11 protein-coding genes are annotated in these 12,786 nt (G+C 51.2%); all 11 read left to right on the top strand.

Translation table 11 applies throughout. The features are described from left to right. Positions 1-7: 7 nt before the first annotated feature. The gene (gene trhA / locus DFP98_RS15500) at positions 8-646 is read left to right on the top strand and encodes a PAQR family membrane homeostasis protein TrhA (RefSeq protein WP_116061517.1); all 639 of its coding nucleotides are present in this window, start codon (positions 8-10) and stop codon (positions 644-646) included. A 68-nt stretch (positions 647-714) separates the two neighbouring features. Beyond that, positions 715-1,767, top strand: a complete 1,053-nt coding sequence (locus DFP98_RS15495) for an ankyrin repeat domain-containing protein (protein WP_116061516.1) — start codon at positions 715-717, stop codon at positions 1,765-1,767. Between the two features lie 238 nt (positions 1,768-2,005). Then, the gene (locus DFP98_RS15490; protein ID WP_116061515.1) at positions 2,006-3,082 is read left to right on the top strand and encodes a GNAT family N-acetyltransferase; all 1,077 of its coding nucleotides are present in this window, start codon (positions 2,006-2,008) and stop codon (positions 3,080-3,082) included. A gap of 44 nt (positions 3,083-3,126) precedes the next feature. Then, positions 3,127-4,152 (top strand): LacI family DNA-binding transcriptional regulator, encoded by a 1,026-nt coding sequence (locus DFP98_RS15485; protein WP_116061514.1) that lies wholly within the window; start codon positions 3,127-3,129, stop codon positions 4,150-4,152. Positions 4,153-4,392: 240 nt separating this feature from the next. Next, positions 4,393-5,751, top strand: a complete 1,359-nt coding sequence (locus DFP98_RS15480) for an ABC transporter substrate-binding protein (RefSeq protein ID WP_116061513.1) — start codon at positions 4,393-4,395, stop codon at positions 5,749-5,751. Between the two features lie 78 nt (positions 5,752-5,829). Next, the gene (locus tag DFP98_RS15475) at positions 5,830-6,711 is read left to right on the top strand and encodes a carbohydrate ABC transporter permease (protein ID WP_116061512.1); all 882 of its coding nucleotides are present in this window, start codon (positions 5,830-5,832) and stop codon (positions 6,709-6,711) included. Beyond that, on the top strand, positions 6,704-7,540 hold the full coding sequence (locus DFP98_RS15470) for a carbohydrate ABC transporter permease (RefSeq protein WP_116061511.1): 837 nt from the start codon (positions 6,704-6,706) through the stop codon (positions 7,538-7,540). The genes DFP98_RS15475 and DFP98_RS15470 overlap by 8 nt, the downstream gene beginning before the upstream one ends. A 9-nt stretch (positions 7,541-7,549) precedes the next feature. Then, positions 7,550-8,776, top strand: a complete 1,227-nt coding sequence (locus DFP98_RS15465; protein ID WP_116061510.1) for a Gfo/Idh/MocA family protein — start codon at positions 7,550-7,552, stop codon at positions 8,774-8,776. Then, on the top strand, positions 8,773-10,755 hold the full coding sequence (locus DFP98_RS15460; protein ID WP_116061509.1) for an alpha/beta hydrolase family protein: 1,983 nt from the start codon (positions 8,773-8,775) through the stop codon (positions 10,753-10,755). Before DFP98_RS15465 ends, DFP98_RS15460 begins: the two co-directional genes overlap by 4 nt. 16 nt (positions 10,756-10,771) lie before the next feature. Then, positions 10,772-12,055 carry a Gfo/Idh/MocA family protein gene (locus tag DFP98_RS15455; RefSeq protein WP_116061508.1) on the top strand — a complete coding sequence of 428 codons (1,284 nt, stop codon included), beginning with the start codon at positions 10,772-10,774 and terminating at the stop codon, positions 12,053-12,055. Beyond that, entirely contained in the window at positions 12,045-12,782 is a 738-nt protein-coding gene (locus DFP98_RS15450; protein ID WP_116061507.1) for a glucosamine-6-phosphate deaminase, read from the top strand. The genes DFP98_RS15455 and DFP98_RS15450 overlap by 11 nt, the downstream gene beginning before the upstream one ends. Positions 12,783-12,786 lie beyond the last annotated feature (4 nt).

Here is a 12,786-nt window from a genome sequence, read left to right as displayed (position 1 = left end):
GCCGCCAATGGCGAATACCCACGTCTATACGAAAAAAGAAGAGATCGCCAACGCGATCACGCACGGGATCGGAACGCTGCTCAGCATTGCCGGACTTGTGCTGTTGATCGTCTTCGCAAGTCTGGAAGGCACGGCTTGGCACGTCGTCAGCTTTACGATCTACGGCGTAACGATGCTGCTGCTATACACAGCTTCGACGCTTGTGCACGCTTTTCCGGAAGGCAAGGTCAAGGATCTGTTCGAGACATTCGACCATTCTTGCATCTACTTGTTCATCGCGGGCACGTATACGCCGCTTCTGCTGGTAACTCTGCGTAGCCCGCTTGGCTGGTCGCTGTTCGGGGTGGTCTGGGGGCTGGCGATAGCCGGCGTCGTGTTCAAAGCGTTCTTCACAAAAAAGTTCTTGGTGCTGTCTACGCTGTTCTACGTTCTGATGGGCTGGTTGATCGTCTTCGCCTGGAAACCGCTGAACGCGCTGCTCGTTCCCGAAGGGCTCAGACTGCTGATCATCGGGGGGCTGCTCTACACGATCGGCTCCGTGTTCTACGTGTGGCGCGGTTTTCCTTATCATCACGCGGTCTGGCATCTATTCGTCGTCGCGGGGTCCGTGTTTCATTTCTTCGCGATCCTGCTGTACGTGCTGTAACCCGTTGTTCCTCATGGATCCTATCCTTGCCGCCTGTCGACTATTATTAAGGGATTGAAGGTGATCAAATGGCCAAACGAAAAACTTTACCCAAGGATTTTGACGCTTTGATTGAGAAAAAGGATATCGAAGCTTTGAAGGCCGTGTTTAGAAAATGCGAGTTGGATGCTTACAGCGGCAACTATATGAAAGAGCCGGCGCTCAGTTGCTTCAATATCCCTGATGAATGGGTGCGCTGGCTGGTAGAGCAAGGGGCCAATATTAACGCGGTCGATGCCTATGGCAGGGCCCCGCTGCATGCACATTCCATGCGAATGAGCGGAGATGTGGAAGTGTTTTTGAAGCTGGGCGCCGATGTTGAGCTAAAGGACAAATATGGCGATACGCCGCTGCATATGGCCGCAGGTTCTGCCAACTTTCGTTGTGTGCAACAGCTAGTTAATCATGGCGCTAATATTCGGGCTGTGAATGACAGCAGGATGACTCCGCTGGATAAAGCCCTTATAAACGGTGGAAACATTCACCTTGCCAACCTCGCGAAAATATCGGACTTATTGTTAAGCAAGGGTGTGGAGACAACCGAAACGATGCGGGCAGCGGTGACGCGTTTAGGAGAAAATTTCGAGTTCCATAGAGCCAACTTCAATAAAGATATGTTTGCGGAGACGGAAGAAGGGTTGTATCGCTTGTACGAGCTGTTTGCGGTAGAACCTGTTGCCAGACGGCAAATGCACGACGGCAAAGCGCCGATCCTGTTGCAGAAGCAGAACTGGAAGGAAAATTTCAGCGATTTGTGGGCCTTGCTGGTTCCATCAAGCGGTTCTGCGCAAACGGCGCAAGGCGAGGTTGTCCGGATCGCAGGCAAGGTGCGTGACGAAATATTCCGCAACGGCGGCGGAAACTGGGGGCCCTATTTTAAAAAAATGCTGGATAAATACAAGGAAGTGCTCGCTGCCGGGAATCCGCTGCCTTCCGAGTTGCTGGAAGAAGCGGGGCTGGTGGTCGACAAGGTTCGAAGAAGCGGCGATGGCGATGAGGAGTTGAACCGTTTATGCGAATGGGCTGTGATCTGGGTTAGGCAAAATCCCGACCCTCTCCCGTTGGGCAAGACCGATTATTGAGCAAGGGTGAACCGGGCCCCTTCCCTTCCAGTCGGGTGCGATCAAATGTAATGGACATTCGCTGCCAAGGGGCGAGTCCGTTACCATTTCCGCAGGTTAATGATAAAGAGGCGGGGGCGCCGGTTCCGAGCCGATTGCAGTCATCCTATCGATAGAAACCGATTGCTTTCACGTTCTTTCTATTGCTATAATCAAGTAACTTACAGATGTTACATTTGCACAATTGGGAGATAACAAGATGGCAAACATTCGATTGCTACAAACGGCAGTTGAGAAGGAATCGGCAATACGGCTGGCGGACAGCGTATTCCGCAATGAGCGGCAGATTTCAATGGGGACAGCCTATCCCAACGTTTTTTCATTAAGTCTGGGACAGTCGTTCGGTGCGTTTGTAGAAGACAGGCTGGTCGCTTTTATGGGCTTTGTTCCCGCGATTATACAGATCGGGAAAGCGAGATTGCGCATCTACTCCGTTGGGGCAGTGTGTACGCATGCGGAGGCGAGAGGGAAAGGGTATGCAAGCGGCTTAATGTCCGCGGTTATCGAGCATGCCCAAGCATCGGAAGCCTCGTTGATTCTAGTGTCCGGACATCGCTCTCTCTACGAGCGAGCAGGTTGCTATCCGTTCGGCAGTATGAAGCGCTATTCTTTGTCTGCCAGGAATGTTCAGGGGGCAGCTTCTGGAATTCAGGTGAGGAGATGGCTGCCTACGGATTTGTTCCGACTGACCGAATTGGCCAGGGCGAGATTCAGCTGTTATGAGCAAAGCTTGACGGATATAGCCGCATTGATCTGTAGCGAAGCGTATGCAAGCAATGTTATGTTTCACCATCAAGTATGGGTTGCCGAACAGGGCGGGCAAGTTAAGGCTTTTGCAGTCATTGCGGCTCCTGACGAGGGCGACGTGTCAGAGTCATTATCCGCACGTTCCCCATTCGTAGTGGAGTGGGCCGGCGATACCGAGGCGCTATGTGCGATCTATGCCCATAACCTTGGAGCGGGGGTGTGGGATCAGCTTGAGGTTCAAGTCAATTGGTACGAGCGGCAGTTGCATGAATATTTCCGAGCGATTCCGAGCGAGACGTTGCAGAATTCAGGTTTGATCCATTTGGTCAATCTGCGGCAGCTATGCGTTCAACTGGAACCGTATTTGATGGAAACAAATCGATCGGCGTCGGAACTGGAGGCGCAGTTGGAACCGCTCGACGATGAGCGGCGTATTCGAGCTTTATTCGATCCGCCTTCCTCCGGTCATCCCGGAACGGAAGATTTGCCTTTGCCGTTTCCGTATACCGTGGGATTAAATTATGTGTAGGCATTGAAGTGTAAGATGCATTTGATCGCGAGCGAGGGATAGTTATGAATAAGCCAACAACGATACATGATATAGCCAGAGCGGCCAATGTCTCATCGGCGACGGTGTCGCGCGTACTCAGCAATAGCAGCTACCCGGTCAGCAAGGCAAAGCGAGAGCGTATATTGTCGCTTGCCGAGGAGATGAATTATGTTCCGAATCTGCTTGGCCGGCAACTGAAGGGAAGCAAGAGTACAACAATCGGGGTCATTGTTCCTTCGATTATGAACCCGTTCTACTCGTCTGTCTTGTTCGGGATTGAAGAGATTGCCCGGCAAAACAATTTTACTGTCATTGCTTGCAATTCGCTTCATGATCCGCTGCTGGAAGATGAATATATACGGACGATTCTGGAGAAACAAATTAAAGGCGTTGTGATCTCCTCGATCTCCAGCGACAAGTCTCAATTTAAGAGCATGATTAAAGCGGGCGTACATGTGATCGCCATTGATCAGAAGATTGAAGAAGATCAGATCAGCCAGATCGAATTCGACTACCAGAAAGGGGGGCACTTGGCGACGAAGTTCCTACAATCCAAAGGGCATACGCGGATCGGCTATGTGACTTCGAAAGTCGATCGACCAAGCCGCAAAAGCATCCTGTCCGGTTACATGGAAGCGATGAAGCTGGAGGGGCTTGAACCACTGGTGGAAGAATCGAAGGCGGACTTCGTCGACAATGCCTTATCGGAATTCGATACAGGCAAGATGCTGACGGCGAGGCTGCTAGGAAGGCCCGTACCGCCGACCGCTATATTTGCTTGTAACGATATGATGGCGTTCGGCGTCATTCGCGAATTGTCGGAACGGAATATTCGCGTGCCGCAAGACATATCGGTTATCGGCTTTGACGGCATTGATCTTGGTCAGATGATTAATCCGCAGCTAACGACAATTAAACAGCCGGATTATGAAATGGGCAAGCTTGCTTGCAAAATGCTGCTGGATAAGATGAATGGAGCGGATGTGCCCGCGTATGATATTATTCTTCAGCCGGAGCTGCTGGAAAGGGGCTCTGTCGAGCCGCGATAGACTAGAGCTATGGCATGTACAGCTCTGCACACTAAAGTACTCGATTACTAAATATACTGTTTAAAAATGGATTTATGAGTGATTTCACATAGAATTCTCGACAGAAAAGTTGCCTTGAAAGGGTTTCCATGCTATAATCCAAATAGAAATCGATTACTTTTACTTCTTTCTGTGGACGTTAACGATTTCTGTTATCCCGATTAAACGCAATTTATAAGACGAAAAGGGAGCTGGTAGGTTTTGAAAAAGAAATACGGGTTATGGACGACGATGTTAGCTATGTCTCTAGTGTTCACGGCGTGTTCGTCTAACAACGGCGGTTCTGGGAATTCGCCGGCCGCGTCGCCATCGAACGCATCCCCGCAAGCGAGCGAGTCGTCGGCGCCGCCATCGAGCGAGCCTACGAAACAGCTATCGTTGACCATCGGTTTGCCGGGCTCCTATGATGTTACGAAGAAAGAGATTATCGATCAGTTCATCGCCACTCATCCGCATATTACAGTCAAGGTTGAAGACGCGCCATGGGGCGATTTCGTATCCAAGATCGCCACGCAAATTGCCGGCAATTCAACGCCCGATGTGTGGTTCCAAGAGAACGCTACCATTCTGGGCTATGGCAAGCGCGGCGTTGCCGAAGACTTGGGGCCTTACATCGAGCGCGATCTGAACGCTTCGGATTATATTGATGCTCTATTCTCGGCCAAGACATCGGAAGGTCAAGTGTGGGGAGTTCCTCACGGTATTAATGCGGTGGCGTTGGCTTACAATAAGAGCGCTTTCGCAGCGGCCAACGTAGATCTGCCGACAGACGATTGGACTTTCGCCGACTTGATCGAAGCGTCGAAGAAGCTGACGATCAAAGAAGGCAAAGATACGAAGCAAGTCGGGTATATCGGAAATACGTCGATTGCAACGGGATGGTTCCCGTGGATCAAGCAAGCGGGCGGCTTGGTTCTCGACGATACCAAAACGAAATCGATGCTTAACGATCCGAAAACGCTCGAAGGATTGAAGCAATTGCGGCAAGGCATCGAAGAAGGCTACTTTACGAATAACGACTTCATAAAAGTGAACGGCACCGAGATGGATGTGTTCGCAACCGGTAAAGCGGCTATGTACCTGATGCAATACAGCCAGCAAGTCGGAATGAATACGAGCTTCCCGGATGCGGATTGGGATGTCGTGAAGGTGCCGAAAGCGGTAGACGGCAATCGCTACGTGCCGATGGTTACAAATTCCTGGCTGATCTCGTCCAGAGCATCGGACGATAGCAAGGAAGCGGCATGGCAATTCCTGAAGTTCTATCTGGGCGATGAAGCGCAGAAGATTGTTGCGGAAAGCGGTGCGTCGATCCCGGTCAAAAAATCCGCTTACGAAGTGTTTGGAACGAGCACAACTAAGCCATTGAACAAAAATGGCTTTATCGAAGGCGTATCCGAGGGCGGCGTAACGACGGATGAGAACGCGAGCTGGGCGGAGTGGAGATTGCTTGTTCAGCAAGAGGTGAATGATGCGGTTGTTCAAGGGACGAAGAGTGTAGAAGACGCTTTGACAGCCGCTCATAAGAGCGTTCAGCAAGTGTTGGACGAAAATCAATAATCCATCGTTCGTATATCGTTGAAAGGTGCTGTCTTGTTGGGGCTGGCGCCTTTCAATGCGTAGAAAGGCAGGAGCTTTATGCGCAAGCAAAATTACTGGGGTTATCTATTTACGCTCCCGTTCGTCATTAATGTCGTTGTATTTCTAATATTTCCTGTTGCTTTCTCCGCCTATATTTCCTTTACGCAGTACGATTTGTTTAACGCTCCCAAGTGGGTGGGGTTAACAAACTGGACGACGATGTTTCATAAGGATGAATTCTGGATTTCGATGCGAAACGTGTTTGCATTTGCGCTAATTTTCGTACCCATGCAAACGCTATTTGCTTTTTTGATCGCATTTCTGTTAAATCAGGCGATTCGGGCCAAATCCATGTTCCGTTTGTTCTATTTTATGCCCGTTGTGACGCCTTGGCTTGCGGGCGGCGTGGTCTGGACTTGGATGTTTAATTACCAGTACGGGGTGATCAACTGGTTTCTTAGTCTGTTGCATATCGATCCTATTCATTGGATAGACAATAAATCGTGGATTGTCGTCATCGGCAGCGTTGCGCTTGTGAACGTGTGGAAGGGCGTAGGGCAATCGATGATTATATTGCTTGCCGGCATGCAGAACGTACCTAAGGAAGTGCTGGAAGCAGGCCAGATCGACGGCGCCTCCGGCTGGAAGCAGCTTACGCACATTGTATTCCCGATTGTAACGCCGATGGTTTATCTCGTTGTCATTCTATCAACGATATCCGCGTTTCAGGCGTTCGATGTATTTCTCGGGATCTTCGGGGGAATCGAAGCGGGCATTTCACGAGAGATTATGATCCCGAATCTTGTCGTATACCGCGATTCGTTCATTCTATTCAAAATGGGGCCTGCATCCGCGATGGCTTGGATACTATTCTTTATTATTCTGGCTGTGACGCTGTTCCAACGGTACTTTGAGAAGAAGTGGGTGCATTATGACTAGATCTACTCCCCTCCCGATCAAAATGATCATTTACCTGTTTCTGATAGCCGGTGCAATCGTCATGTTTTTCCCTTTCGTTTGGATGGTTTCTACATCGCTGAAGACAACCGGGGCATTGGCCGCGATGCCGCCGCAGATCATTCCCGATCCCGTCGACTTCGGAAATTTTACCGAGGTTTGGAACAAAGTTAATTTTGAACGCTATACATTGAACAGCTTTATCATCGTATTCTTTGACATGATCGGGGCGCTTCTGAGCTGTGCGGTCGTCGCTTTCGGACTGGCCATGTTCGAGTTCAAGGGCCGATCTCTGATCTTCATTACGATGCTGGCGACCTTGATGATCCCCGGTCAAGTGACGATGATCCCGACCTATTTCATCTGGAAGCAATTCGGCATGCTGAACACGTATTATCCGCTTATTATTCCAAGCTTTCTGGCCGGCGCGTTCGGAATCTTCCTGCTGCACCAATATATCAAGTCGCTGCCGAAGGAGCTTTACGAATCGGCTGTTATCGACGGGTGCAGTCCGCCGGGCATTTTTGTCAGAATTTATTTGCCGCTGTGCAAGCCTGCACTCGCCGCTCTCGGCGTTTTCACCTTTATGGGGGCCTGGAACAATACGCTGGGGCCGCTCATTTATTTGCAGACGAAGGATTTATACACGCTGCCGCTTGGCATGCTGTATTTGAAAAACCAGACGGGGAGCGTAAGTCAGGCAGTCATTATGGCGGGCGCGGTCATTACGACGCTGCCGGTAGTCGCTGTATATCTGGTTGCGCAGAAGCAGTTCGTGCAGGGCATCGCTTCGACTGGAATGAAAGGATAGGAGAGAACAATGGTGACGAAGAAAAAATACGTGCTTGTCGGGGCTGGCGGAAGGGCATTGTATATGTTCGCTAAGCCGATGGCGACGGAGCTGCGAGAGTATGTGGATTTCTGCGGTGTGTTTGATCCGAATCAGGCGCGGGCGCGGCTGCTGAGCGAAGAATGCGGTCAAGTGCCGGTATATGCCGATTTTCATCGCATGCTAAGCGAGGTCAAGCCGGATGTTGTCGTCGTCGCGAGTACCGACTACACGCATCATACCTATATTATCGAGTCGCTTCAGGCGGGGTGCGATGTCGTATCCGAGAAGCCGATGACGATTGATGAAGAGAAGACGCGGGCCATCGTCGAAGCGGAACGGAGAAGCGGCAAGAAAGTAGCGGTAACGTTTAATCTGCGGTTCGCTCCTTATTTCGCCAAGATCAAAGAGTTAATTATGACTGGAACGATTGGCGATGTCTATCACATCCAGCTGGAATGGTTTCTCGATCGCGATCATGGCGCCGATTATTTCAGAAGATGGCATGCGGAGATGAAGAACAGCGGCGGTTTGCTCGTGCACAAGTCTACGCATCACTTTGATATTATCAACTGGTGGGTGGACAGCAGGCCGAAGCGGCTTCAGGCATTCGGCGCTCGGCGCGTATATGGCGATCAAGGTCAGGGCGGCCCTAAGGGCGAGCGCTGCATGACCTGCGACTATCAAACAACCTGTTCATTCTATAAAGATATTACGGCGGACTCGTTCATGAACCAATATTATGTCGGTGCGGAGCATGAAGACGGCTACTGGAGAGATCGGTGCGTATTCGATGAGCGCATCGATATTTACGACACGATGAGCGTCAATCTGGAATATGAGAGCGGAGCGGTTCTGACGTATTCCTTGGTCGCTTACAGTCCGTATGAAGGTTGGAAAGCGACGATTAATGGGAGCAAAGGGAGATTGGAAGTTGGCGAGACCTATCGCAATGCGGATATGAGTGCGGCGAACGCGAGTACAATTACGCACATTAAGCTGGACGGCACTACAGAGCGTATTCAAGTCGCAACGCAGCTTGCCGGTCATGGCGGCGGAGATGAGAAGCTGCGCAAAGCGATATTCATAGGCGGCGTCGAAGACCCGCTCGGCCAACAGGCAGATAGTTTGGCAGGGGCAGACTCATGTTTGATCGGCGCTACCGCTAATCGTTCGATTGCGGAAGGAAAATTACTTCAGGTGGCTAATTTGCGATGATCGACTCTATTCGTGAACTTGAACGGTATATATGCTCGCTGTACGAGACGAAGGACCAGCTCAGTCGGCACATCTATCAACGCGCAGACCGGGCTTTCGAAGCCGGCGATGCGGCGCGAGATCGCATCGATAGCCCGGAGCAATTAGCGGCGCGTCGTCAAGCGATGAGAATGGCATTTATGAAGTCGATGGGCGGCTTGCCGGTAAGCGACGCCTCCCTAAATGCTTCCGTTACGAATGTAATCGTCGGCGAAGGTTATTCGGTGGAGAATATCGTCTTCGAAGCCAGACCGCATGAATATGTGACGGGTAATCTGTATTTGCCCGAGGAGCGGGCAGAAGTCGCCTCCGCAGTCTTGTTTCTGAACGGTCATGAAGAGGAAGGCAAGCATGGCTTGTATTATCATGAAGTCTGTTTGCGTATGGTTCAGGCGGGGCTAATTGTGTTCTCCATCGACCCGATTGGACAAGGCGAAAGATTATCGCTGCTGCGCAATGCGGAAGGGCAAGAAGTGTGGGGAACAGGAGAACACCAGCGTCTGGGCGTTCAATGTTATGCGCTTGGACAGGGGTTAGCCCGATATTTTATCCACGATGCGATGCGTGCGGTGGATTATCTGGTCTCGCGTCCTGAGGTAGATCGCACCCGTATTGGCGTAACGGGCAATTCCGGCGGGGGGCTGCAGACGGCGATGATGATGGTTTGCGATGAGCGGATTGCGGCCGCTGCGCCAGCAACTTTCATTATGAACAGACAGCAATACATGTATGCCGGCGGTGTTCAAGATGCGGAGCAGATCTGGCAGGGATTAAGCGGCCTTGGCTTCGATCATGAGGATTTACTGTTGGCATTTGCGCCGAAACCGTTGCTTGTCTGCGCCGCTACGTATGACTTCTTCCCGATTGAAGCTACGCGGCGTACGGTTGAGCGTTGCCGAAGATTCTGGGAAATGCTTGGAACGGAAAAAGGGTTACGCCTGGTGGAGGATCAATCTGTCCATCGGTATACCGATAATCTGGCTATTGCGGCGACGGAATTCTTCGCCGAGCATTTGCTAGGGTGCAATGAAACGGAGCTTGAAGCGTATCGGAACAGGGCGAGGCAGAGCAAGCTTGCGCCGATTAACCCCGAACTATTGAAATGTATCTCCGGCGGACAGGTCAAGCGGGAATATGCCGATGCCAGAACGCTGAGCGATACGTTCGCGATTCAGGCTGCCGAGCTTGCGCGGGCTCGTGCTTCCGCTGTGAATGAACAGTCTCCTGCTGCAGAGGAATGGTTGAAGAACATAGTGCTGAAGGATCGTGAACTGTGTCCGCTGAACCCCCGATTCGTTCAATTGGGATCGTTCGAGGGTGTCGGCACCCAGTACGCGCTGTGGTGGTCGCAGCCTGGAGTCATGAACAGCGGGTATTTGTTTCGCGCCAGCGACGATACGGACAATTCGACAGGCGGAGACCCTACTTCAACAATAGCGATCGCGTTATGGCCGGGCGGTACGACGCAGTTGACGGAGCGGTGGGATTGGATTCGATCTATGTGCGCCTCGGGGCGCCAAGTGCTTGTGCTGAATGTTTCCGGGGAAGGGCCTCATGAACCGGGCCTGCTCTATGGCAGACCGAACGATCATTTCTTCGGGATGATGCATAAGCTCGCGGATGAATTGATCTGGCTTGGGGACAGTTTGGCTGCATTACGGGTCTATGATGTGCTTCGCGCGGCGAATTTTGCAGCGACGTTATACGAAACGGGAGATTGCCGAATCGAGTTGTATGGTGTCGGTTTGTTCCGTGTCTATACGGAGCTGGCGGCTCGGTTGGATACGAATCTTCTAAGTAAGCCGTTGTTCGATGCCGACGAATCCATTCGCATGTCGGAGTGGCTGGCGCAAGGTATAGCAGATGAACGCGATGTGATGAGCGTCGTTCTACCTGGAATATTGCATCACTACGATTTACAGATAGACCAATATGAATAGAACGGATGGAGCTTGTATGAAACCAATTACAATTACGATAATCGGCGCAGGGCTCCGGGGAATCCGATATGGTGAATATGCACACACGCGTCCGCAAGAAATGAAGGTTATTGCTGTCGCAGAGCCGGATGATTTCAAGCGCAGTCGAGCTCAAGAAGCCTTCAACCTTCGGGAAGAGAAGTGTTTCACAAGCTGGGATGAGCTGTTCGCTGCGGGCAAACAATCCGATGCGGTGTTTATTTGTACGCGAGATCGGGATCATTATGCGCCGGCAATAAAGGCGCTGGAGGCCGGCTATCATGTCATGCTGGAAAAACCGATGTCGCCAAGCTGGGCAGAGTGTATCGAGCTTGAGCGGATCGCGGAAAAACACAACCGTATTCTTACGATTTGTCATGTGCTCCGTTACGCCCCTTTCTTCCAGACGATCAAGCAACTGTTGGATGGAGGAAGAATCGGCCGGTTGATGTCTATTCAGCACAATGAGAATGTCGGCTATTGGCATCAGGCGCATAGCTACGTGCGCGGCTACTTCAACAGCGCAGAGAAATCCAGTCCGATGATTCTGGCCAAATCGTGTCACGACATGGATATTATCCAATGGTTTGCCGGCGGCAAATGCGAGAGCGTCTCCTCTTATGGGCACTTGTCTTATTTCAATAAAAACAATGCGCCCGAGGGAGCGCCGGAATACTGTATTGACGGTTGCCCGGTCGCCGATTCTTGCCTCTATTATGCGCCGAATACGTATATGATCGAGAACGGCGGATGGAAGGCGGAGGCCGCTAGCACGGATCCAAGCTTCGAAGCGAGATACAAGGCGATGAAGGAAGGTCCGTTCGGTCGCTGCGTGTTCCAGAGCGATAATGACGTAGTCGACCATCAAGTCGTCGCGATGGATTTCGATAATGAAGTTACGGCAGCCTTTACAATGAGCGCATTTACGGAGAAGTGCAATCGTACGCTCAAACTGATGGGGACGACGGGCGAGATTCGGGCAACGATGGAAAGCGATGAAATTGAAATCCGTCCTTTCGGTGCGGGACGGACTGAATTAATCAAGCTGCAGCCGGCGGAAGGGCATGTCGGTCATGGCGGAGGAGACGGACGTCTTGTGCAGGACTTTGCGCGAACGGTCCGCGCGGCGGAACTCGGGCAAGGCATGCAAACGAGCCGCACATCAGCCAAAGAATCGGTGCAAAGTCATCTGATGGCTTTTGCGGCCGAACGTTCCAGAGTAGAGAAAAGAATGGTACAACTCGGAGAATTTTATCAGGAGGGCAATTCGAATGAAAATTAACATCCTTGAATCGGCGGATCAATCGGGGTTAGAGGCGGCCAGAGAAAGTGCAAAATTAATTAATGAAGCGATATCGGTGAATGGGACAGCCAGAATTGTACTTTCGACGGGGGCATCGCAATTCGAATTTCTGCAGCATTTCGTCAAGATGGATATCGCATGGGACAAAGTAGAGATGTTCCATCTGGATGAATACGTCGGTTTGCCGGAGGCGCATCCCGCCAGTTTTCGCAAGTATCTCAAGGAGCGCTTTTTGCAGCATGTAGATGTAAGGAAGTACTGGCTGGTAGATGGCGAAGGCAATCTGAACGAAGTGCTGGACCGGCTTAACGAAGAGATCGGCAAGGCTCCGATTGACGTGGCGCTGATCGGAATAGGCGAGAATGCGCATATTGCCTTCAATGATCCGCCTGCGGATTTTGACGACGATCGACCTTTTAAAATCGTGGATTTGTCGGATACTTGCAAAATGCAACAGGTTGGAGAAGGATGGTTTGCCACGTTGGAAGATGTGCCTAAGCAAGCCATTTCGATGTCGGTTCAGCAAATACTGAAAAGCCGCAATGTCATATCGGTTGTGCCTCGTCAAGCAAAAGCTCGTGCAATTATGGATACGTTGAAGAACGGCATTGACGTTAACATTCCGGCCACCATTATGAAGTCGCATGCCAATTGGAGTCTATATTTGGATAAACAATCATCCTCGCTAGTTTACGAGTGGTGCTAACTGC

Origin of the sequence: Cohnella phaseoli (assembly GCF_003386235.1) — a bacterium.
Lineage (GTDB): Bacteria > Bacillota > Bacilli > Paenibacillales > Paenibacillaceae > Cohnella > Cohnella phaseoli.
The sequence above is the reverse complement of the archived record's forward strand: the minus strand, read 5'-3'. Positions and strand labels throughout refer to the sequence as shown.